General features: G+C 69.0%; 22 protein-coding genes. 6 read left to right on the top strand and 16 right to left on the bottom strand.

The window, feature by feature from the left end; genetic code table 11:
- Nucleotides 1–23: 23 nt before the first annotated feature.
- Nucleotides 24–992 carry a heme-dependent oxidative N-demethylase subunit alpha family protein gene (locus tag M0L44_RS08375; RefSeq protein ID WP_252769176.1) on the top strand — a complete coding sequence of 323 codons (969 nt, stop codon included), beginning with the start codon at nt 24–26 and terminating at the stop codon, nt 990–992.
- Nucleotides 989–3,043: a bifunctional tRNA (5-methylaminomethyl-2-thiouridine)(34)-methyltransferase MnmC2/FAD-dependent 5-carboxymethylaminomethyl-2-thiouridine(34) oxidoreductase MnmC1 gene (mnmC, locus tag M0L44_RS08380; RefSeq protein ID WP_252769177.1), complete on the top strand. Its 2,055-nt coding sequence runs from the start codon at nt 989–991 to the stop codon at nt 3,041–3,043. The genes M0L44_RS08375 and mnmC overlap by 4 nt, the downstream gene beginning before the upstream one ends.
- 22 nt (nt 3,044–3,065) lie before the next feature.
- Here mnmC and rpiA read toward each other — a convergent pair whose 3' ends face one another.
- Nucleotides 3,066–3,728, bottom strand: coding sequence for a ribose-5-phosphate isomerase RpiA (rpiA, locus tag M0L44_RS08385; RefSeq protein ID WP_252769178.1), 663 nt, complete (start codon nt 3,726–3,728; stop codon nt 3,066–3,068).
- A gap of 93 nt (nt 3,729–3,821) precedes the next feature.
- On the opposite strand from rpiA, the gene M0L44_RS08390 reads away from it, so the two are divergent.
- Entirely contained in the window at nt 3,822–4,865 is a 1,044-nt protein-coding gene (locus M0L44_RS08390; RefSeq protein WP_252769179.1) for a quinone-dependent dihydroorotate dehydrogenase, read from the top strand.
- A gap of 21 nt (nt 4,866–4,886) precedes the next feature.
- Here M0L44_RS08390 and orn read toward each other — a convergent pair whose 3' ends face one another.
- Entirely contained in the window at nt 4,887–5,447 is a 561-nt protein-coding gene (gene orn / locus M0L44_RS08395) for an oligoribonuclease (RefSeq protein WP_252769180.1), read from the bottom strand.
- Between the two features lie 56 nt (nt 5,448–5,503).
- On the opposite strand from orn, the gene M0L44_RS08400 reads away from it, so the two are divergent.
- Entirely contained in the window at nt 5,504–6,769 is a 1,266-nt protein-coding gene (locus tag M0L44_RS08400) for a M48 family metallopeptidase (protein ID WP_252769181.1), read from the top strand.
- A complete protein-coding gene (gene rsgA / locus M0L44_RS08405) occupies nt 6,766–7,722 on the top strand; it encodes a ribosome small subunit-dependent GTPase A (protein ID WP_252769182.1) in 957 nt (318 codons plus the stop codon). The genes M0L44_RS08400 and rsgA overlap by 4 nt, the downstream gene beginning before the upstream one ends.
- 36 nt (nt 7,723–7,758) lie before the next feature.
- Here rsgA and M0L44_RS08410 read toward each other — a convergent pair whose 3' ends face one another.
- The 6 genes from M0L44_RS08410 to rpsP all read right to left on the bottom strand — a co-directional run bounded on the left by M0L44_RS08410 (nt 7,759) and on the right by rpsP (nt 11,792).
- Nucleotides 7,759–8,751 (bottom strand): CobD/CbiB family protein, encoded by a 993-nt coding sequence (locus M0L44_RS08410; protein WP_252769183.1) that lies wholly within the window; start codon nt 8,749–8,751, stop codon nt 7,759–7,761.
- Nucleotides 8,752–8,825: 74 nt separating this feature from the next.
- Nucleotides 8,826–9,548: a CoA pyrophosphatase gene (locus M0L44_RS08415; RefSeq protein ID WP_252769184.1), complete on the bottom strand. Its 723-nt coding sequence runs from the start codon at nt 9,546–9,548 to the stop codon at nt 8,826–8,828.
- Nucleotides 9,549–9,628: 80 nt separating this feature from the next.
- Nucleotides 9,629–9,982 carry a 50S ribosomal protein L19 gene (gene rplS, locus M0L44_RS08420; protein WP_252769185.1) on the bottom strand — a complete coding sequence of 118 codons (354 nt, stop codon included), beginning with the start codon at nt 9,980–9,982 and terminating at the stop codon, nt 9,629–9,631.
- Between the two features lie 109 nt (nt 9,983–10,091).
- Nucleotides 10,092–10,844: a tRNA (guanosine(37)-N1)-methyltransferase TrmD gene (gene trmD, locus M0L44_RS08425; RefSeq protein WP_252769186.1), complete on the bottom strand. Its 753-nt coding sequence runs from the start codon at nt 10,842–10,844 to the stop codon at nt 10,092–10,094.
- Nucleotides 10,845–10,892: 48 nt separating this feature from the next.
- Nucleotides 10,893–11,492, bottom strand: a complete 600-nt coding sequence (rimM, locus tag M0L44_RS08430; protein ID WP_252769187.1) for a ribosome maturation factor RimM — start codon at nt 11,490–11,492, stop codon at nt 10,893–10,895.
- A 45-nt stretch (nt 11,493–11,537) separates the two neighbouring features.
- Nucleotides 11,538–11,792: a 30S ribosomal protein S16 gene (gene rpsP, locus M0L44_RS08435; protein WP_252769188.1), complete on the bottom strand. Its 255-nt coding sequence runs from the start codon at nt 11,790–11,792 to the stop codon at nt 11,538–11,540.
- A gap of 188 nt (nt 11,793–11,980) precedes the next feature.
- Between rpsP and M0L44_RS08440 the strand changes: the two genes are divergently transcribed.
- Nucleotides 11,981–12,457, top strand: coding sequence for a hypothetical protein (locus tag M0L44_RS08440; RefSeq protein WP_252769189.1), 477 nt, complete (start codon nt 11,981–11,983; stop codon nt 12,455–12,457).
- Here M0L44_RS08440 and M0L44_RS08445 read toward each other — a convergent pair.
- The 8 genes from M0L44_RS08445 to murJ all read right to left on the bottom strand — a co-directional run bounded on the left by M0L44_RS08445 (nt 12,430) and on the right by murJ (nt 20,454).
- Nucleotides 12,430–13,440 (bottom strand): inorganic phosphate transporter, encoded by a 1,011-nt coding sequence (locus M0L44_RS08445; protein ID WP_252769190.1) that lies wholly within the window; start codon nt 13,438–13,440, stop codon nt 12,430–12,432. The genes M0L44_RS08440 and M0L44_RS08445 overlap by 28 nt on opposite strands.
- 14 nt (nt 13,441–13,454) lie before the next feature.
- The gene (locus M0L44_RS08450) at nt 13,455–14,102 is read right to left on the bottom strand and encodes a DUF47 domain-containing protein (RefSeq protein WP_252769191.1); all 648 of its coding nucleotides are present in this window, start codon (nt 14,100–14,102) and stop codon (nt 13,455–13,457) included.
- Between the two features lie 224 nt (nt 14,103–14,326).
- Nucleotides 14,327–14,833, bottom strand: a complete 507-nt coding sequence (gene folK / locus M0L44_RS08455; RefSeq protein WP_252769192.1) for a 2-amino-4-hydroxy-6-hydroxymethyldihydropteridine diphosphokinase — start codon at nt 14,831–14,833, stop codon at nt 14,327–14,329.
- Nucleotides 14,830–16,416, bottom strand: coding sequence for a polynucleotide adenylyltransferase PcnB (gene pcnB, locus M0L44_RS08460; protein ID WP_252769193.1), 1,587 nt, complete (start codon nt 16,414–16,416; stop codon nt 14,830–14,832). Before pcnB ends, folK begins: the two co-directional genes overlap by 4 nt.
- Entirely contained in the window at nt 16,413–17,087 is a 675-nt protein-coding gene (locus M0L44_RS08465) for a histidinol-phosphatase (protein ID WP_252769194.1), read from the bottom strand. Before M0L44_RS08465 ends, pcnB begins: the two co-directional genes overlap by 4 nt.
- Nucleotides 17,084–17,761 carry a DnaA regulatory inactivator Hda gene (gene hda, locus M0L44_RS08470; RefSeq protein ID WP_252769195.1) on the bottom strand — a complete coding sequence of 226 codons (678 nt, stop codon included), beginning with the start codon at nt 17,759–17,761 and terminating at the stop codon, nt 17,084–17,086. Before hda ends, M0L44_RS08465 begins: the two co-directional genes overlap by 4 nt.
- Before the next feature lie 233 nt (nt 17,762–17,994).
- The gene (locus M0L44_RS08475; protein ID WP_252769196.1) at nt 17,995–18,864 is read right to left on the bottom strand and encodes a SirB1 family protein; all 870 of its coding nucleotides are present in this window, start codon (nt 18,862–18,864) and stop codon (nt 17,995–17,997) included.
- A 33-nt stretch (nt 18,865–18,897) separates the two neighbouring features.
- Nucleotides 18,898–20,454 (bottom strand): murein biosynthesis integral membrane protein MurJ, encoded by a 1,557-nt coding sequence (gene murJ, locus M0L44_RS08480; protein WP_252769197.1) that lies wholly within the window; start codon nt 20,452–20,454, stop codon nt 18,898–18,900.
- Nucleotides 20,455–20,542 lie beyond the last annotated feature (88 nt).

Raw genomic sequence — 20,542 nt, forward strand, 5'->3', positions numbered from 1 at the left:
GCCTTGCCGTTTGTCCGTTTGCCATGCCTTTCGATTTCGAGCACGCTGTCACCGCCCCGTTTCGCATGCAGCCCGGGCTGCGCAAGCTGACCGAGGGCTGCCCCCAGTTCACGCCCACCCACCCGGCATCACCCCATCTGCGAGAGAAGCTGGCTGTGCTGCGAAGCCAGCCCGACCAAGCCTTGCAGAACGAGCCCGGGTTTGATCCCGCCCCCGCTCTGCACCATGCCATGGCGCAAGCCGCTGCTGAACACCCCCAGGCCCTCACGCTCACCCCGACCGGTCAACTCCACGCACGGCACCTGGGCTGGTCGGTCGATGCCTCGGGTGAAGTGCATGGGCTGACACCCGTCGGCTCGGTCGAGGTCGGCCTGTGCTTGAACGCATTGCCCGCGCCCTGGCGCCAGGCCGCCCTGTTCAGCCTGGCCATCGAGGAAGATCTGGCCATCGTCGATGGTCGGCGCGCCAGCCTGCCCTGGCTGGCGGTGGCCCTGCCCTCGCACTGGGATCCGCGCCAGAAGATCGGCCGCCACTTCGCCGAAGTGCATGCCCCGGTGGCCGACAACGCGGTGCTGGTGGCCGCGGGCGAGCACCTGATGAAGCTGGTCACTGCCCCGCAGCGTTGGGAGCGCTTCGTCTGGAACGTGACCCGCCACCCCGGGCTCGACGCCCATCCGCAACGCACCCCACCGGCCCCCTGGCCGGCCGAACTGGACGAGGCCGAACTGAGCCAACACACCTGGTTCCGCAGCGAGCGCCAGACCTTCATTCCGCTGCCCGAGCGGGGCCAGGCCGTCTTCACCATCCGGGTGGCCGTGCGGCCCCTGGCGCAGGCGGTGGACACGCCAGCCCGTGCGCAGCGCCTGCACGACGCCCTCGCCAGCATGAGCCCCGCGGTGCTGGCCTACCGGCAGCTCACCGAAGCCCGCCCCGGCTTGCTGCGCTGGCTGGCGGCGCGGGCGGCCTGCGCGGACAGGGCCCCCACGGCATGAAGACCGAAGCCATCGTCGAAGCGCAGATCGACTTCGACCATCCCGGCCACGATGGCCTGGCCTGGGCGCCGGGCTTTCAGGACGTCTACCACGCCCGCGACGGTGCCTTCGCCCAGGCACGGCACGTCTTCCTGCAGGGCAACGGCCTGCCCGGGCGCTGGCAGGGCCGCGACCGCTTCGTGATCCTGGAAACCGGCTTCGGCCTGGGCAACAACTTCCTGGCCACCTGGGCCGCCTGGCGTGACGATCCGCAGCGCTGCGAGCGCCTGGTCTTCGTGTCGATCGAGAAGCACCCGCCCCGGCGCGAGGACCTGGCCCGCGCCCATGCCGCCAGTCCGGCCCCCGCGCTGGCGGCCCAGTTGCTGACCCAATGGCCGCCCGCCACGCCAGACCTGCATGTGCTGGACTTCGAGGATGGCCGGGTGCGCCTGCTGCTGGCCCTGGGCGACGTGGCCACCTGGTGGCCCGAGCTCAGCGGCCAGGTGGACGCCTGCTACCTGGATGGCTTCGCCCCCGCGCAGAACCCGGCCATGTGGGACGCCCACCTGCTGCGCCACGCCACCCGCCTGGGCACCCCGGACGTGACCGCCGCCACCTGGAGCATCGCGCGCGCGGTGCGCGACGGCCTGCAGGGCGCCGGCTTTGCGCTGGAGCGAGCCCCGGGCTTCGGCAGCAAGCGCGACATGCTGGTGGCGCGCCGCCATCCCCGGCCGGCCCAGGCCCTGGCAAGCAGCATCCCACCGGGCCGCCGGGCGGCTGTGCAGGCCCATAGCGCCCTGGTCGTCGGCGCTGGCCTGGCCGGGGCCGCAGCCGCCCGGGCGCTGGCCGCCCAGGGCCTGTCGGTGACGGTGCTGGAGCGCCACGCCGCGCCCGCCCAGGAAACCTCCGGCAACCGGGCCGGCCTGTTCCACGGCGTGGCCCACGCGCACGACGGCGTCCACGCCCAGCTGCTGCGTGCGGCGGCGCTGCGGGCCCACCAGCTCATCGCCCCGCTGGTGGCCCGCGGCGTGGTGGCCGGCAACCCGGAGGGCCTCTGGCGCGGTGGGGGCGACCCGGCCGACTGGGCCCAGCTGCAAGCGGCCGTACGGGCACTGGGTCTGCCCGCCGCTTACCTGCAGCCGCTCTCCCGCGACGAGGCGGCCGAGCCGCTGGGCCTGGCCCCGGCGGGCCCCGGCTGGTGGTACCCGCAGGGCGGCTGGGCCTGCCCGGCCGATCTGGTGCGAGCCTGGCTGGACAGCCCCGGCGTGACGGTGCAAAGCCAGCAGGATGTGCAAGCCCTCGCCCCGCGCGAAGGCGGCGGCTGGCAGGCCCTGGGCGCGACCGAGGCGAGCGGCCCCGCCGCCGTGCTGGCCGAAGCCGATGTGGTGGTGGTGGCCGGGGCGGCCGATGGGCTGGCCCTGCTGCGCCGCTGGACCGGGGTGGACGACTGGCCCCGGGTGCGCAGCCGCGGCCAGGTCAGCTGCCTGTCGGCCGAGCTGGCGGCCGCGCTGGATCTGCCCGCCCCCCGGCACCCGCTGGCCAGCGGCGGCTACGGCATTGGCCTGCCGGACGAGGCTGGCGGTGGCCTGCTGTGCGGCGCCACCAGCCAGCCCGACGACGAGGACCCCGCCCTGCGCCTGGCCGACCATCTGAGCAATGTGGGGCAGTGGGGCCGCCTGCTGGGTCGCACCCCGGATACCGAGGAACAAGCCCGGCGCGACACCCTGCTGGCCACGGCCATGGAACAAGGCGCGCTGACCGGCCGCGTGGGCTGGCGCCTGGCCTGCGGCGACCGGTTGCCCCTGGTGGGCCCGGTGCCGCTGCCGGCCACCCAGCGAGAGGGCGCACATCGGCAGGAACAGCCCCGCATGGTGCCGCGGGTGCCGGGCCTCTATGTGCTGAGCGCCCTGGGCTCCCGCGGCATCACGCTGGCGCCGCTGCTGGGCGAGGTGCTGGCCGCCTGGATCACCGGCGCCCCGGTGCCGCTGGCGTCCAGCCTGATGGATGCGATCGATCCGGCGCGCTTCATCGCGCGGGCAGCACGGGCCGCCAGCCGCACGGCGACCGATTGAAGGTCACCGAAGGTGAGCGGCCTCAGAAGTCCAGCGTGCGCACGCCCTGGGACGTGCCCAGCAGGCAGACCTTGGCCTTGTGGCGGCCGAAGATGCCCACGGTGACCACGCCCGGCCACAAGGTGACCTCGGCCTCCATCGCCAGCGGGTCGGTGATCTTCAGCCCGCGCACATCGACGATGACATTGCCGTTGTCGGTGGTCACGCCTTCGCGCACGGTGGCCGTGCCGCCGTAGACCTTGGCAAAGCGGCGCATCACCTGGGCTGCCGCCATCGGAATGACCTCCACCGGCAGCGGGAAAGCGCCCAGCACGTCCACCAGCTTGGATTCATCGGCGATGCAGACGAAGCGTTCGGCCAGGTCGGCCACGATCTTCTCGCGCGTCAGCGCAGCACCACCGCCCTTGATCATGCAGCCCTGGTGATCGATCTCGTCGGCCCCGTCGATGTAGACCGGGATCGATTCGACGGTGTTGGAATCCAGCACCGGGATGCCATGGGCCTGCAGGCGCTCGGTGCTCTTGACCGAGCTGGAGACCGCGCCGCGGATCTGGTCCTTCATCGTCGCCAGGGCGTCGATGAAGCAGTTGACGGTGGAGCCGGTGCCCACCCCCACGATGCTGCCAGGCACCACATGGGCCAGCGCCGCCTGCCCGACCAGGGCCTTGAGTTCGTCTTGCGTCATGGCCGGCATTATCGCCGTCCCCCAGGCCTGAAGCCGCGCCCGGGCATGGGCATCTGGGACAATCGGGGGCGAATTTCCCCATCCCTGCCGCCCATGTCCCTGCTCCCCTACGCCCTCTCCCGCACCGCCCTGTTCAGCCTGGACGCCGAGACCGCCCACGAACTGACCATCGACACCCTGGCCCGGCTGCAGAACACGCCGGCCCAGTGCCTGTGGGCGCAGAAGCGGGTGGACGATCCGGTGACGGTGGCCGGCCTGCGCTTTCCCAACCGCATCGGCCTGGCCGCGGGCCTGGACAAGAACGGCCGCGCCATCGACGGCTTCGGCGCCATGGGCTTCGGCTTCGTCGAGGTGGGCACCGTCACGCCCAAGGCGCAGCCGGGCAACCCCAAGCCGCGCATGTTCCGCCTGCCCTCGGCCGAGGCGCTGATCAACCGCATGGGCTTCAACAACGACGGGCTGGAAGCCTTCGTGGCGAACGTGCAGCGCTCACGCAGCTTCCGCAAGAAGGGCGGCATCCTGGGCCTGAACATCGGCAAGAACGCGGTCACCCCCATCGAGAACGCGGTGGACGACTACCTGATCGCGCTGGCTGGCGTCTACCCGCATGCCGACTACGTGACGGTCAACATCTCCAGCCCCAACACCAAGAACCTGCGTGCGCTGCAGAGCGACGAGGCCCTGGACGCCCTGCTGGGCGCGCTGACCGCCCGCCAGCGCGAGCTGATGGACCAGCACCAGCGCCGGGTGCCGCTGTTCCTGAAGATCGCCCCGGACCTGGACGAGGCCCAGATCGCGGTCATCGCCGCCACGCTGCAGAAGCACCGCCTGGACGGGGTGATCGCCACCAACACCACGCTCAGCCGCGAGGCCGTCAAGGGCCTGCGCCATGCCGAGGAGACCGGCGGCCTGTCGGGCCGGCCGGTGCAGGAGGCCAGCAACAAGGTGATCCGCGCGCTGCGCAGCCACCTGGGCCCGAACTTCCCCATCATCGGCGCGGGCGGCGTGATGAGCGGCGCCGACGCCTGTGCCAAGCTGGCCGCCGGCGCGGACCTGGTGCAGGTCTACACCGGCCTGATCTACCGCGGACCGGAGCTGGTGCGCGAAGCCGCCCAGGCCATGGCGGCCCAGGCCTGAGACGGTTTCAGCCCGCCCGCCTCACACCGCCAGGAAGGTCTTGCGGTAGTGCAGGAGTTCGTCGATGGACTCGTGGATGTCGGCCAGCGCGGTGTGCTTGTTGGCCTTGACCAGGCCCTCCAGCGCCGCGGGCTTCCAGCGGCGGGCCAGCTCCTTGAGGGTGCTGACGTCCAGGTTGCGGTAGTGGAAGAAGGCCTCCAGGCCCTTCATGGTGTTCGCCATGAAGCGCCGGTCCTGGCAGATGGAGCTGCCGCACATGGGGCTCTTGCCGGCCGGCACATAGGCCGCCAGGAACTCGATCATCCGGGCTTCTGCCTGGGCCTCGTCGATGGTGGAGGCCTTGACCCGGTCGATCAGGCCGCTCTTGCCGTGGGTGCCCTTGTTCCAGGCGTCCATCGCGTCCAGCGTCGCGTCGCTCTGGTGGATGGCGAACACCGGGCCTTCCACCCGCACGGTCAGCAGCGGATCGGTCACGACCACCGCGATCTCGATGATGCGGTCGGACTCCGGCTTCAGCCCGGTCATTTCCAGGTCGATCCAGATCAGGTTGTTCTCGCTCTTGCTCAGCGTGGTTTCGGTCATGGCTTTCACTCGGTCGATGTGCTGCCGCATTGTCCGACAACATACACTGCCGCCCCATGCAAGCCTTTCACGTCTCGCTGGCCTTCTGCACCGTTTTGATGCTGTCGCTGGCGATCAAGCTCTGGCTGGCCTCGCGCCAGATGCGCCACGTGCACGCCCACCGCGCCCAGGTGCCCGCGCCCTTCGATGCCACCATCCCGCTGGACGCCCACCAGCGCGCGGCCGACTACACGATCGCCCGCACCCGCTTCGGCATGCTCAGCGAGAGCTTTTCGACCGCAGTGCTGGTCGGCTGGACCCTGCTGGGCGGCCTGGACGCCCTGAACATCCAGCTGCGCAACGCGGTGCTGCCCTGGGGCGGCGAGATGGTCTACCAGCTGGCCCTGTTTGGCGCCTTCGGCCTGATCAGCGCCCTGCTGGAAATGCCGCTGGAGTGGTACAAGACCTTCCGCATCGAACAGCACTTCGGCTTCAACCGCATGAGCCTGGGCCTGTTCCTGGGCGACCAGGCCAAGGGCCTGCTGGTGGGCGGCCTGGTGGGGCTGCCGCTGCTGGCGGCCGTGCTGTGGGTGATGCAGGCCACCGGCAGCTTCTGGTGGCTGTGGGCCTGGGCCCTGTGGACCGGCTTCATGCTGCTGATGCAGGTGCTCTACCCCACCGTCATCGCGCCGCTGTTCAACCGCTTCACCCCGCTGGCCGATGCCGAGCTGGCCAACCGCATCCAGACCCTGATGCAGCGCTGCGGCTTCCAGGCCAAGGGCCTGTTTGTGATGGACGGTAGCCGCCGTTCCGCTCACGGCAACGCTTACTTCGCTGGCATGGGCCGGGCCAAGCGGGTGGTGTTCTTCGACACCCTGCTGGAACGCCTGCAACCGCCCGAGGTGGAAGCCGTGCTGGCCCATGAGCTGGGCCATTTCAGCCACCACCACGTGCGCCGGCGCATGGCGCTGGTGATCGGCCTGAGCGCGCTGGGCCTGGCCCTGCTGGCCTGGTGTGCCGGCCAGACGGCCTTCTACCAAGGCCTGGGCGTGCAGCCCAACCTGCTGGCACCCAACCACGCGCTGGCCCTGCTGCTGTTCCTGCTCGCCACACCGCCCTTCCTGTACTTCGTCGGACCGCTGATGGCCCAGCTCTCGCGGCGTGACGAGTTCCAGGCCGATGCCTATGCCTGCCGCCAGGCCAGCCCCCAGCAACTGTCCTCGGCCCTGCTCAAGCTCTACGAAGACAACGCCTCGACGCTGACGCCCGATCCGCTGTACGCCCGCTTCTACTACTCGCACCCACCGGCCTCGGAGCGCCTGGCCGCGCTGGCCCGCGCATGAAGCGCCCGTCCCGGGGCGGTGCCGCCAAGGGCGGTGCCAACGGTGCGCTGCAGGAAGCGCTGGTGGTCGGCTCGCACGGCCGCCATGTGGTGATCGAGACGCCCGAGGGCGAACGCCTGCTGGCCCATTCGCGTGGCAAGAAGAGCGCCTGCGTGGTGGGCGACCGGGTGCGCTGGGCCCCGGCCGGGGACGAGGCCGTGGTGGAGGCCCTGAGCCCGCGGCGCAACCTGCTGATGCGCCAGGACGAATGGCGCAGCAAGTCCTTCGCCGCCAACCTGGACCAGCTGCTGATCATGCTGGCCGGCGAGCCGATGTTCAGCGAATCGCAGCTGAACCGGGCGCTGATCGCGGCCGAGGACGCCGGCATCCGCGCCGTACTGCTGCTCAACAAGGTGGACCTGCCCACCGGCGACCTGGCCCGCGAGCGTCTGGCCCCCTACCGGGCCATGGGTCTGACGGTGCTGGAGACCTCGCTGAAGGCCCAGCCCGACGCGGCCCTGGCGTTGCTGGCCCCGGTGCTGGCCGGCCACACCACACTGGTGCTGGGCCCCAGCGGCATGGGCAAGAGCACCCTGATCAACCTGATGCTGCCCCAGGCCCAGGCCCAGGTCGGCGAGATCTCCCAGGCCCTCAACGCCGGACGCCACACCACCACCACCACCACCTGGTACTGGTTGGGCGATGCGGTGGAAGGCCAGGTCCGCGGCGCGCTGATCGACTCACCAGGCTTCCAGGAATTCGGCCTGATGCACATCACGCCGCAGCGCCTGCCCGAGCTGATGCCGGATCTGCGCGCCCAGCTGGGCCACTGCCGCTTCTACAACTGCACCCACCGGCACGAGCCAGGCTGCGGTGTGCGCGAGGCGTTGGACCGCGGCGAGATCAGCCCGAACCGCTACCGGCTGTACGAGGCCCTGTGGGACGAGCTGGAGGCGGGCCAGCGGCCCGGTTGACGCCCGTCCCGGCCGCTCCCGCGGCCCAGCCCGCCCTCAGCCCAGCAGGTTGGCCAGCTTGAGCAGCGCCAGCAGCAGCATCCAGAGGATGACCGAGCGCCACACCAGGCCCACCACACTGCCCAGGTGTCCCAGCTCGGGCACCAGGCCGGGCGTCGAGCCAGTGGCCTCGGCTTCCTCGCTTTCCGGTCCGGCCGAGAAACTGGCGGCAGCACGGTCCGGGGTCACGCCCGGGGGCGCCGCCCCGCCCAGCTGAACCCCGACGGCGCCCGCGGCGGCCGACAGGATGATGCCTTCGTTGGCCCGCTTCCACAGGCCAGCGTCACGCCGCCAGCCGGCGACGGCTTCTTCGAAGTTGCCCACCACCGCAAAGCCGAAGGCCGTGAGGCGGGCGGGGACATGGTCGATCAGTCCGAACAGGGTCTGGGACAGATCGCGCAGCCGCTCGTTCACCGCCACGCCCATGGACCGGCATTCGAAGGTCCAGTAACGGCTGGCGAACTCGGCCATGCGATAGGCCACCGCACCGGCCGGGCCCAGCCCCAAGGCTGCCAACACCACATAACAGAAGAAGACGCCGAACACATGGCGGTGCGCGGCCAGCAGGGAATGCTCGATCACATGGCGCAGCAGCTCGGTGCGAGGCAGCTCGCTGACGTCCAGATGGCGCCATTCGGCCAGCAGGCGGCGCGCATGCTCCTCGTCGCCCCGCTCCAGCGCTTCACGGATGTCGGTGAAGTAGTGGCTGAACTGCCGGAAACCCAGGGTCAGGTAGATGGCCAGCACGTCGAAGGCCAGCGCCAGGAAGAAGCTGTAGTGGCTGATCAGCGCATGGACCAAGGCAGCGAGACCGGCGGGCACCAGCACCGTCACCGCCCACACGATGCGGGCATGGAGTGGCCGCCCTGCATCGAAGTTGCGGCCAGCCCAGCGGGTCCAGGATGCCAGCGCGTCATGCACCCAGTTGTCGCGGGGCAGCGGCTTGATCTGCTCCAGCATCAGGGCAAAGAGAACGGCAAAGAAGCTCATCGCGCTCGATGATACCCATGGACCCGCACTGCGGAGACGGCCACTCGCGGCAACGCAACAGCCATCCCCCAATATCAATCGGCCAGCAGGTGGTAGAGGTTGCGCAGCATGGCCGCCGTGGCGCCCCAGATGAAGTATTCGCGGCCATCCGGCGACAACCAGGGCATGGACAGGAAGCGGCGCACCTGCCCCTCCACAGTCACCTGATGTCGCCGGTGATGGGCCGGGTTCATCAGGAAGGCCAGCGGCACCTGGAACACCTCGGCCACCTCGGCCGGGTCGGGCCGCAGGTTCAGCGCATCCGGCAGCAGCGCCACCACCGGCGTCACCTGGAAGCGGGTCACCGTGGTATAGACCGGCATGCGCCCCAGGACCTCGGACAGCGCCGGGTCCAGGCCGATCTCTTCCTGGGCTTCCCGCAGCGCGGTGGCCACCGCATCTGCGTCGCCCGGCTCGCTGCGCCCACCGGGGAAGCTGATCTGCCCGGCGTGGTGGCGCAGGTGTTCGGTGCGGCGGGTCAGCAGCACCTGCAGACCCTGAGGGTCCTGCCGCAGCGGCACCAGCACGCCGGCCGAGGTCGGATCCCGATCCGGCCCCCATCCCACCCAGACGCCGTCGCCGGGCAGATGGGGGACGCGCCCTTCGGCCAGGGCCAGACGTTCCCGCAGGAAGCCCGGTGCAAGGCGGTGCGCCGGCAGCGGTGGCAGATCGGCGTCCGTGCCGATCACGGGCACCGCGCGCGGATCGCCCAGCACGGGGCGGGGAATGGCAGCGGGCCGTTCGGGAATCGGTGTCATGGGCCGCCGAGCTTACGCCAGAAAGCACAAAGGCCGCCCGAGGGCGGCCTTTGCGAGAGGAAACTTCCCCTGATCGAAGATCAGGACAGCTTTTCCTTGATGCGGGCCGACTTGCCCGAACGCTCGCGCAGGTAGTACAGCTTGGCCCGGCGAACGTCACCGCGGCGCTTGACTTCGATCGAGGCGATCAGCGGGCTGTACAGCTGGAACGTACGCTCCACGCCTTCGCCGCTGGAGATCTTGCGCACGATGAAGCTGCTGTTCAGGCCGCGATTGCGCTTGGCGATCACCACGCCTTCATAGGCCTGCACGCGCTTGCGGGTGCCTTCCACCACGTTCACGCTCACGATGACCGTGTCGCCGGGGGCGAAAGAAGGGATGGTCTTGTTCAGACGAGCAATTTCTTCTTGCTCGAGGGTTTGGATCAGATCCACGAGGTTCTCCTGAAAGATCTTGCCGGCGCTTGGGACTTGGCTTGGTTCAGTGACTGGACACGCGGCTCCAGTCACCTTGTCGCCCGGCAGAGGATCGAAAAGCCGATCATCATACCACAAGCGAAGCAAGGAAGCGCTCGTCCGCCGCACTCAACACACCCCGCGCTCGGGCAGCCTCGATCAGATCCGGTCGCCGACGCGCCGTCAGTTCCAGCGAACGCTCGCGGCGCCAGCGCTCGATCTGGGCATGGTGGCCGGACAGCAGCACCGCCGGCACCGGCAGGTCACCCGCCTCGGTGTGCAGCACCTCGGGCCGGCTGTAGTGCGGGCAGTCCAGCAACCCATCCTCGAAGCTGTCCTGTTCATGGGAGCGTGCGTCGTGCAGCACCCCGGGCTGCAGGCGGGTCACGCCATCCAGCAGGGCCAGCGCGGGCAACTCGCCGCCCGAAAGCACAAAGTCACCCAAACTCAGTTCCAGGTCCACATGCCGATCCAGGAAGCGCTGGTCGATGCCTTCGTAGCGGCCGCAGAGCAGGATGGCCCCGTCACCGACGGCCATCTCGCGCATCAGGGCCTGGTCCATCACCCGGCCGGTGGGGCTGAAATGGATGACTGGGCCGGCCGAGCCACGGTCGGCACGCACGGCCGCCAGTGCGCGTTCAAGCGGCTCCACCAACATCACCATGCCGGGGCCGCCACCGTAGGGACGATCGTCCACCCGGCGGTAGTTGTCCTCGGCATGCTCGCGCAGGGGCCACAGGCGCACATCCACCTGCCCGGAAGCATAGGCACGCCGGGTCACGCCCTGCAGCAGGAAAGGCTCGAACAGATCGGGAAAGAGGGTGACGACGTCGAAGCGCATGCAGGCAAGCCCCCTGCCCGCCTGCGCTGTCAGGCAGCGCCCACGGGCTCAGTAATCCAGACCCCAGTCCACCACGATGCGGCGACCGGGCAGGTCCACCCGGTCCACATAGGCGGACACGAAGGGAATGAGCCACTCAGCCTCGTCAGGCTTGGCATCGGCTGCGGCGTCTGGGCGACGCACGCGCAGCACGCAGTGCGGGCCGGTGTCGATCAGGTCCTGGACCTGGCCGAGCAACACGCCCTCACGGTTCTCGACATCCAGGCCAATCAGATCGACCCAGTAGAACTCATCAGCATCCGCCGTCGGGAAGCTGCTGCGCGAGACGAAGACGCTGGCGCCCTTAAGTGCCTCGGCCGCATTGCGGTCGGGCACCTCCTGGGCCATGGCGACCACGTACTCGCCCTGCTCCTTGGCCTGCGTGATCTTCAGCAGCCCGGGCAGTGGCGTCCGTGCGGGCACAGCAGGCCCGGAACGGGAAGTTCCAGCGTCAGTCCGCTTGAGGAACCAGCGCCGGGAGGAAAACAGGGCCTGGGGATCAGCGGAGAAGGCCTGGACCTTGAACCCGCCCTTGATGCCCCAGGCATCGATGATGCGACCGACTTCGATCGCATCATCCGGCCAGGCCGGCGTGTCTTCGCTCACCATCATGGATGCAGAGGAATGCACACCGGACCCTGACACCACGCCAGGTCAGGCGGTGGCCTTGGCCTTCGCCGTGGCGAACAGGCGCTGGGCGGTCTCGGAGGGCTGGGCGCCCACAGCTTCCCAGTGGGTCAGGCGGTCCAGGGCCACGCGCAGGCCTTCTTCACCGTCCTTGGCCATCGGGTTGTAAAAGCCGATGCGCTCGATGAAACGGCCATCACGGCGCTCGCGCGAGTCAGCGACGACGATGTTGTAGAAGGGGCGCTTCTTGGAGCCGCCGCGAGCCAGACGAATCACGACCATTTTGTCGTTCCTTAGATTCTGAAAGTCGACCACCGGGCCCTGGAGACACATCAGGGTTTGGCAGCCAAAGGGCCAGCACAACAGGCTGACAGGATTCGGCCCCGTAGATACACCGACAAAACCAATCGTCAGTCGTGACCGAAACCTGCGATTATAAGCAGCAACACGGCAGGTTTCCAAATCCCACCATGACTTCCGCGCGTTCAAAGACCCAGGCTGTGTGGCTGACCCTGTTCGCGGGGGCGCTGGGACTGCACCGCTGGTGGCTGGGAGGTCCGGGCCGAACCTGGGCGCTGCTGTACCCGGCGCCCACCCTGCTGGGGCTCTATGGTGTGCTGCGCATGCGCGACCTGGGACTGGACGACCGTCTGTCATGGCTGCTGGTGCCCCTGCTGGGCCTGAGCCTGTCCGTAGCGGCGCTGGAGGCCATCCTCACCGGCTTGACCCCTGCCCCCCAGTGGGAAGCCCGGCACGGCGCGGACACCGGCGCCAGCCACTGGGGCACGGTGGCCGGGGTGGTCTTGGCACTGATGGCCGGCGCCACCGTGCTGCTGGGCACCTTGGCCTTTGCGGGCCAGAAGTACTTCGAGTGGGAGGCCGCACCGCCAGTGACGGTCGCACCCCCCACTCGGCCTGCTCAGAACAGCAGCGTGCTCAAGCCGTAGAACACGGCAGCCACGAAGGCCGCCGCCGGGATGGTGAAGATCCAGGCCCAGACGATGTTGCTGGCCAGCCCCCAGCGCACGGCCCCGGTGCTGCGCACCGAGCCTACACCGACGATGGCGCCGGTGATGGTGTGGGTGGTGGACACGGGCACGCCCAATGCCGTGGCGATGAACAGCGACGCGGCGCCCCCCGTCTCGGCGCAGAAGCCACCGACCGGCTTGAGCTTGGTCAGGCGCTGCCCCATGGTCTTGACGATGCGCCAGCCGCCGAACATGGTGCCCATGCCGATGGCGAAATAGCAGCACCAGATCACCCAGTTCGGCGGCGCTGTGGCATCGCTGGCCACATAGCCGGCCGCCACCAGCAGCATCCAGATGATGCCGATGGTCTTCTGCGCGTCATTGCCGCCGTGGCCCAGAGAGTACAAGCCGGCCGACACCAGTTGCAGGCGGCGGAACCAGCGGTCCACCTTGCGAGGTGGCGTGCGCCGGCAGATCCAGGACACCAGCACCATCATCAGCGAGCCCAGCACATAGCCCAGGACCGGCGAGAGGAAGATGAACAGGACCGTCTTGCCGATGCCCGCCCAGGCCAGCTTGGCCAGCCCGGCCTTGGCGATGACCGCCCCCATGATGCCGCCGATCAGCGCGTGGGAACTGGAGGACGGAATACCGTACCACCAGGTGAACACGTTCCAGAAGATGGCACCGATCAGGGCCCCGAACACCACATGGTGGTCCACGATGCCCGGCTCGACGATGCCCTTGCCGATGGTGCTGGCCACCTTCAGATGGAAGATGGAAATGGCAATGACGTTGAACATGGCGGCGAACAACACCGCCTGCTGAGGCTTGAGCACCCCGGTGGAGACCACCGTGGCGATGGAGTTGGCCGCGTCATGGAAGCCGTTCATGAAGTCGAACAGCAACGCCAGGACGATCAGCAGCACCACGAACCACAGGGCGATGGAACCTGCTTGCATGCCCGGTCACCCGATCAGGAGTTCTCGAGGACGATGCCCTCGATCAGGTTGGCCACGTCCTCGCACAGGTCGGAGATGGTCTCCAGGTGCTCGTAGATGGCCTTGAGCTTGATCAGCTCGCGCACATCGTTCTCCTCGCGGAACAGACGGGACATGGCGCTGCGCATCACCCGGTCGGCATCCGACTCGAGCCGGTCGATCTCTTCACAGGTCTTGAGCGCGGCCTCGGTCACCTCGGCTTCGGCCAAGCGGGGCAGCAGGGTGACGGCATGCGCGACCCGCTCGCAGCAGCGCAGGGAGATGTCGCCCAGGCGCTGCACGTCCTCGGTGATGTGCTGCACGTCGTACAGCGCCATCACCTCGCAGGAGTCCTGCAACAGGTCGACCACGTCGTCCATGGCGTTGATCAGGCTGTGGATCTGCTCGCGGTCCAGCGGCGTGATGAAGCTGCGATGCAACAGGCGATTGACCTCGGCTGTCACCTTGTCGGCCGCTCGCTCGGCGATGTCCACCTCGCTGGCGTACTTCTCTCGCAGATCCGGGGTGTTGTAGTACTGGATCATCGACACAAAGGCACGCGCGCCCTCGACGATGTACTGGCCGTGATCGTTGAAAAGCTCAAAGAAGTTGCCATCACGGGGCAACAGCTTGCCGAAGAACATTCGGAACTCCTCTCGGGCGCGGGTAGCGTCGGTGTCCGTTCCGGACACGGGCATGCGCCGACGTGGCGCAACAAAACGCCACGGCGTTTTCCAGTCGGGATCTTCCCCAGCCGGCTCCGTGGCGTCGCATCTGTCACCGACATGTCATCGGTGTGTCATTCCACGATTGTATGCGAGCCCATGCGCGCCCCAAGCGGGACCCCCCTGCGCCAGACGTGCGCACTTCACGCCAATCGAGCGATCGGCTGTGGATCAAGCGCCCTCAGCAACTCGGACAGCGCGCCCCGGCCTGGCACCGTGAGTTCCGGCCGCAGCTCCGCCAAAGGCACCAGCACGAAGGCACGCAGATGCATGCGAGGATGAGGCAGGGTCAGGGCCGGATCGTCCTGGACCTGGTCGCCATAGAGCAGCAGGTCAAGATCGAGGGTCCGGGGCGCGTTGCGGTAGGGACGTTCCCGCCCTGCGCCCCGCTCGAGCAACTGCAGCTGATCCAGCAGGCGCCCGGGCGCCAGCCCGGTCTCCAGCCAGGCCACGGCGTTGACGTAGTCTGGCCCCGTTGCGTCGATCGGCGCCGTCCGGTAGAGCGAGGAGGCCGCCCGCAGGCGGGTGTCGGGCAACCGACCGAGTTGCACGAGCGTGTCGCGCAACATCCCGGCGGCATCCCCCAGGTTGGCCCCCAGGCCGACGAAGGCGGAGCAGGCCCCCTGCTGCGGGGAGCCCCAAGCCGTCATTCGGCCACGGGGGCAGCCCCGCCGGAAGGCTTGCGTCGACGGCGCCGGCGCTTGCGGGGGGCGGTCGTCTCACCAGTCTCGCCAGACTCGCCCGCAGCCTCTCCCTCGCCTGCCTCGTCCGCCTGCGCCTCCATCGCCGGCACGGAACCGGCCTCAGTCGGCCCTTCGGCCCGTTCGCGCCGCGGTGCACGGCCACGCTTGGGCCGTGGCACATCCTTGACGCTTTGCACCAGGGCCTCACGCTCCTCGTCGTTGCCCAGGGAGAAGTCCTCCCACCACTCGGCCAGTTCCACCGGCACTTCGCCGATGTCGGCCCGCAGCCGCAGGAAGTCGAAGCCGGCGCGGAAGCGGGGCTGCTCGGCCAGACCATAGGCCTGGCTGCCGCCGCGGCGCTCGAAGCGCGGCTGCATCATCCAGATCTCGCGCATGTCGGTGGCCAGCTTGCCACGGCCCGAAATGTCGCCGATACGGGCATCAAAGGCGGCGTCGATGGCCTGGGCCAGGGCGGGCGTGGGATGCTCACCACCGTCCTTCAGGCGCTGCCAACCTTCCTGGACGTCATGCCAGAGCATGCAAGCCAGCAGGAAGCTGGGCGCCACCGGCTTGCCCTCGCCCACCCGGCGATCGGTGTCGGCCAGTGCCAGGGTCAGGAACTTCTCGCGCACGCTGCCGGGGGTGGCCTGGCGCAGCACCGCGTCCAGCACCGGGAACACGCCCTTGTCCAGACCGAAGCGCCGGATCTGCTCCAGGCTGGCCAAGGCATGGCCGGTCTGCAGCAGCTTGATCATCTCGTCGAACATGCGCGAGGCCGGCACATTGGCCAGCAGGCCCAGCATCTCACGCAGCGGCTTCTCGGTTTTGGCCTCCAGCTTGAAACCCAGCTTGGCGGCAAAGCGCACCACACGCAGGATGCGCACCGGATCTTCGCGGTAGCGGGTGGCCGGGTCGCCGATCATGCGCAGCGTCTGCGCCCGCACGTCCTTCAGGCCACCGTGGTAATCCACCACCACCTGGGTGGCGGGGTCGTAGTACATGGCGTTGATGGTGAAGTCGCGCCGCGCCGCATCCTCGATCTGCGGGCCCCAGACGTTGTCCCTCAGCACCCGGCCACTGGCATCCACCACATGGCTCTTGCCGGCCATCTCGCTCTTGGACGTCTTCTCGTTGCCTTCCACCTGCTCGGCTGCGCTGGCGTCCATGTAGGCGCGGAAGGTGGAGACCTCGATCACCTCGTGCTCGCGCCCGCGACCGAACACCACGTGCACGATGCGAAAGCGCCGCCCGATGATGAAGGCGCGGCGAAACAGGGACTTGACCTGCTCGGGCGTGGCATTGGTGGCCACGTCGAAATCCTTGGGGCGCCGGCCCACCAGCAGGTCGCGCACCGCACCACCCACGATGTAGGCCTCGTAGCCGCCCTGCTGCAGGGTGCTGACCACCTTGACGGCGCGGTCGTCCAGCAGCGTCGGATCGATGCCGTGCTCGCTGGCCGGGATCTCCACCCGGCGACCCTGGGGAATGGCGGACTTGCCCGACGGTGCGCCGGACTTGCCCAGCAGCTTGTCGATGATTTTGCGGATCATGGCGTCTCGAAAAGGTTCAGGATGGGCCAGCCGCGCTCCTGCGCGATGCTGGCCAGGGCCGGTGTGGGGTTGGTGGCCATGGGCGAGCGCACCTTCTCCAGCAGCGGCAGATCGTTGGTGGAATCGCTGTAGAACAGCACATCCTCGAAATCGTCCCAGCGGTGGCCCAGCGCCGCCAGCCAGGCTTCCACCCGGGTGACCTTGCCTTCCCGGAAGGTCGGCACCCCGCGGATGGCGCCTGTGGCACGACCCTGGGCGTCTCGCTCGAGTTCCACCGCCAGCAGGTGCGCCACACCGAAGGCACTGGCAATGGGCCGGGTCACGAACTCGTTGGTGGCCGTGACCACAGCCACCAGGTCTCCGGCCTCGAGGTGGCCGTTGACCAGCCGACGTGCGCGCTCGTGCAGGGCCGGTCCGATCACCTCCTGCATGAAGCGCTCGCGCGCGGCCTCAGCCTCGGCCAGCGAGCGGTCGCGCCAGGCGGAGGTGGCAAAAGCCACATACTCCCCCAGGTTCAGTGTGCCGGCCTGGTACTGGGCGAAGAAGGCATCGTTGCGTCGACGCCAGGTTTCGCCGTCCACCCAGCCGAGGGTGACCATGAACTCGCCGAAGGCGTGGTCGGAATCGGTGGGCAGCAGCGTGCCGTCCAGGTCGAACAGGGCCAGTTTCATTCCAGGGTCTCCGGCGCTTCGGCCAGCATCTTCTTCAACAAAGGCACCGTGACGGCCCGCCCCTGGGCCAGCGAAAAGCGATCCAGCCGCTGCAGCAGCCCCATCAGCGAGCCCAGGTCACGGCTGAAATGGGTCAACAGATGGTCCAGCACCTCGGGCGAAAGACGCAGCCCGCGGCGCCGGGCTTCGTCGGCCAGCACCTGGCGCACCGCAGCGTCGGGCAAGGGCTGCACGGCAAAGACCGGCCCCCAGCCGAAGCGGGTGCGCAGGTCTTCCCGCACCTCCAGGTTGACCGGCGGCAGGCGCCCGGCCGCAGCCACCTGGATGCCGTGGGTGGCGGCCTCGACGAAGAGCATGAAGGCCGCATGCTGGCGCGCCGGGTCCAGCCGCTCCGCGCCGTCGATCACGATCAGCGACCAGCCTTCGTCGAAAGGCCAGTCCAGCGGATCCTCGGCGTCGAACCAGCCCACGCGGCCGCCCTGCTCCCGCACCTGGTGGGCCCAGGCCGCCAGCAGATGGGTCTTGCCCACGCCGCCGGGGCCGTGCAGATAGACCGGCGCCCCGGGCAGCACGGCATGGCGCAGGCTGTCGACCACCAGCGCGTTGTCGCCCACCACGAAGGCGTCGAAATCCTGCTCGGTCTCCAGGCCGATGGCCAGGGGCAACTGCCTCACACGGACTCCCTCACCCGGGGCGCAGCGCCCGCGCAGCAGACGTGCGGCGGAAACCGGTTGCGCGAAGAGGACATCAGAGGCATGGCAGGAAACATCGGGGGCCGGGCTCATCATCGCCGTGGGCCCGCGGGCCACACATCCCTGCGGGAGGGGAACCGCATGAAGCCCGGCAGGGGCGGGGCTGCAGGGCCCGGCGGAATGTTGCATTGTAGAGGGCTGCGCCCCGGATCACTTCAATGCCAGCGCGGCGGCGGCTGTTCGCGCAGCCGCCGCAGTTGCTGGCGAATGCCGTCGGCATCGTCGGCCTCCGGCACCTCGCGCAGATAGAGCGCCAGGTCGTCGACCGCCCTCTGGCACTGCCCGAGTTCTGCCAGCAGCAGCCCCCGATCGCGCCATTCCTCCCACGCTTCGGGCACCAGACGCACCAGCCGCTCCTGTACCGCCAGGCCGGACACCGGATCCCCGGCCGTGCGGTGAATGGACTTGAGGTTGCCCAGCATGCGCGCCAGGATGTCGCGCGGGCTGGCGGCCTGCAGGAACAGGCCCAAGGGCACGGCATCGTCCCCCACCAGGCCGCGCTGCTGGCAAAAAGGCTCCAGACGCTCCTCCAGTTCCTCGCGGGACAGCGATCGCCCGTCCAGCGGGTCCAGCAGCACCTCGCCCGCCGGCAGGTGCAGCTTCACCAGGAAATGCCCCGGGAACGACACCCCCAGGGCCGGCAGGCCGGCCTGGGTGGCCAGCTCGACATAGAGCACGGCCAGGGACACCGGAATACCGCGACGCGTCTCCAGCACGCGGTGCACATAGCTGTTCTGCGGGTCGTAGAAATTGTTCGCGTTGCCGCCAAACCCCAGCTCGTGGAAGAAGTAGCGGTTGAGCATGCGCAGGCGGTGCAGCGGCGCGGCATCGGCTGGCAGGCGGCCGCAAAAGCGCTGGGCCAGCCGATCCACCTCATCCAGCACGGCCTGCACGTCCAGGCCCGGGTCGGCGTCCTGGCCCAGCAGCGCGGCCGCCTCCAGCAGTGGAAGATGCGCGTCCTCGGCCACCAGGGCGGCGAAGTACTCCAGCGCACTGGGGGCCTCAAAGCGCATCGGAAGGCTCATGGTTCCTCAGTGTAGGCGCAGCGCCAGGCGGGTTCAGGCCCGCCTCAGAAAGGTTCGGGGCCGAAGGCCGGCCAGCCACAGCAGACCGAAATAGATCACCGCACCAACGCCGATGACCCCGAACAGCATCCCGGCCCGCAGCAGCACATGACTGCGCCAGGCCAGCCAGTCGACGGCGTGGGTGGTCCAGCCCAGCCACAGCCCCAGTGCCAGATTGGCCGGCAGCAGGCGCAGCAGAAACACCGGCCAGCCCGGTGACGCCCGGTACAGCCCCCGGGCCCGCAGGCCGTACAGCAGCCAGGCCGCATTGACCATGGCCCCCAGGCCGATCGACAGGGCCAGACCGGCATGCCCCAGCCAGGGCACGAACACCAGGTTCATCAGCTGGGTGCAGGCCAGCACGATGACCGCGATGCGCACCGGGGTGCGCAGGTCCTGCTGAGCGAAGAAACCCGGCGCCAGCACCTTCACACCGATCAATCCCAGCAGCCCCACGCCATAACCCCGCAGGGCCATGACGGTCATGTCCACGGCCTCGGGACTGAAGCGGCCGTAATGGAACAGCACCGCCACCATCGGCTTGGCGAAGACCAGCATCGCGATCGCGCAGGGAATGGCCAGCAGGGCCACCAGCCGCAGGCCCCAGTCCAGGTGACCGGAGTAGCCCTCGTGGTCGCCCCGTGCCTGCAGCGCCGACAGCCCGGGCACCAGCACCACCCCCAGGGCGACACCCAGCAGCGCGGTCGGAAACTCCATCAGCCGGTCGGCATAGAACAGCCAGGACACGGCACCCGGACCGAGGTGGGAGGCGATCTGGGTGTTGATCAGCAGCGACAGCTGCGCCACCGACACCCCCAGCAGGGCCGGCGCCATCTGCCGCAGCACCTGGCGCACCCCCGGGTGGTGCCAGGCCTGCGTCAGCGCGCCCTTGCGCCAGCCGATGCGCGGCACCATGCCCAGCCGGCGCAGGGCCGGCACCTGGATGGCCAGTTGCAACATGCCGCCCAGCAACACGCCAACCGACAGGGCATGGATGGGCGCAATCCCGACGCGCCGCAGCAGCGGCGTCAGGCCGACCACGCTCAGGATCATGGCCACATTGAGCAGCACCGGCGTGGCGGCCGGCACGGCAAAGTTCTTCCAGGTGTTGAGCACCCCCGCGGCCAGCGCCACCAGGGACATGAAGCCGATGTAGGGGAACATCCAGCGGGTCATCACCACCGCCAGATCGAATTCCTCCAACCCGGCTCCAAAGGCCCAGACCACCCCCTGGGCCCCCACGATGCCGACGACGCAGGTCACGAACAGCACCCAGAACAGCACGGTGGCCACGGCATTGACCATGGCGTGCGTACCTTCGTCGCCTTCGCGCTCGCGGGTGGCCGCCAGCAGAGGCACAAAGGCCGCCGAGAACGCACCTTCCGCGAACAGCCGTCGCAGCAGGTTGGGAATGCGGAACGCCACATTGAAGGCGTCGGTCAGCGCGCTGGCGCCAAAACCGGCGGCGATGAGCTGGTCCCGCACCAGACCGGTGATGCGGGAGAGCAGGGTCCACATGGAAACCGTGGACGCGGCCTTGAGAAGATTCATGGACGGGCCGGCCCCAGGGCAGCGGCTGAACAGGGTGGCGGATTATAGGAAGGCCCTGCCGGCCCCTGCGGGCAAACCCGTGCCGGAG

Source organism: Ideonella oryzae, from assembly GCF_024055665.1.
GTDB classification, from domain to species: domain Bacteria; phylum Pseudomonadota; class Gammaproteobacteria; order Burkholderiales; family Burkholderiaceae_C; genus Ideonella; species Ideonella oryzae.

Bases quoted from the DNA above. Each gene is read 5' to 3' on its own strand.
- M0L44_RS08375 (WP_252769176.1), top strand. From the start codon at position 24: ATGCCTTTCGATTTCGAGCACGCTGTCACCGCCCCGTTTCGCATGCAG.
- mnmC (WP_252769177.1), top strand. From the start codon at position 989: ATGAAGACCGAAGCCATCGTCGAAGCGCAGATCGACTTCGACCATCCC.
- rpiA (WP_252769178.1), bottom strand. From the start codon at position 3,728: ATGACGCAAGACGAACTCAAGGCCCTGGTCGGGCAGGCGGCGCTGGCC.
- M0L44_RS08390 (WP_252769179.1), top strand. From the start codon at position 3,822: ATGTCCCTGCTCCCCTACGCCCTCTCCCGCACCGCCCTGTTCAGCCTG.
- orn (WP_252769180.1), bottom strand. From the start codon at position 5,447: ATGACCGAAACCACGCTGAGCAAGAGCGAGAACAACCTGATCTGGATC.
- M0L44_RS08400 (WP_252769181.1), top strand. From the start codon at position 5,504: ATGCAAGCCTTTCACGTCTCGCTGGCCTTCTGCACCGTTTTGATGCTG.
- rsgA (WP_252769182.1), top strand. From the start codon at position 6,766: ATGAAGCGCCCGTCCCGGGGCGGTGCCGCCAAGGGCGGTGCCAACGGT.
- M0L44_RS08410 (WP_252769183.1), bottom strand. From the start codon at position 8,751: ATGAGCTTCTTTGCCGTTCTCTTTGCCCTGATGCTGGAGCAGATCAAG.
- M0L44_RS08415 (WP_252769184.1), bottom strand. From the start codon at position 9,548: ATGACACCGATTCCCGAACGGCCCGCTGCCATTCCCCGCCCCGTGCTG.
- trmD (WP_252769186.1), bottom strand. From the start codon at position 10,844: ATGCGCTTCGACGTCGTCACCCTCTTTCCCGATCTGTTCGAGCCTTTC.
- rimM (WP_252769187.1), bottom strand. From the start codon at position 11,492: ATGGTGAGCGAAGACACGCCGGCCTGGCCGGATGATGCGATCGAAGTC.
- rpsP (WP_252769188.1), bottom strand. From the start codon at position 11,792: ATGGTCGTGATTCGTCTGGCTCGCGGCGGCTCCAAGAAGCGCCCCTTC.
- M0L44_RS08440 (WP_252769189.1), top strand. From the start codon at position 11,981: ATGACTTCCGCGCGTTCAAAGACCCAGGCTGTGTGGCTGACCCTGTTC.
- M0L44_RS08445 (WP_252769190.1), bottom strand. From the start codon at position 13,440: ATGCAAGCAGGTTCCATCGCCCTGTGGTTCGTGGTGCTGCTGATCGTC.
- M0L44_RS08450 (WP_252769191.1), bottom strand. From the start codon at position 14,102: ATGTTCTTCGGCAAGCTGTTGCCCCGTGATGGCAACTTCTTTGAGCTT.
- folK (WP_252769192.1), bottom strand. From the start codon at position 14,833: ATGACGGCTTGGGGCTCCCCGCAGCAGGGGGCCTGCTCCGCCTTCGTC.
- pcnB (WP_252769193.1), bottom strand. From the start codon at position 16,416: ATGATCCGCAAAATCATCGACAAGCTGCTGGGCAAGTCCGGCGCACCG.
- M0L44_RS08465 (WP_252769194.1), bottom strand. From the start codon at position 17,087: ATGAAACTGGCCCTGTTCGACCTGGACGGCACGCTGCTGCCCACCGAT.
- M0L44_RS08475 (WP_252769196.1), bottom strand. From the start codon at position 18,864: ATGAGCCTTCCGATGCGCTTTGAGGCCCCCAGTGCGCTGGAGTACTTC.
- murJ (WP_252769197.1), bottom strand. From the start codon at position 20,454: ATGAATCTTCTCAAGGCCGCGTCCACGGTTTCCATGTGGACCCTGCTC.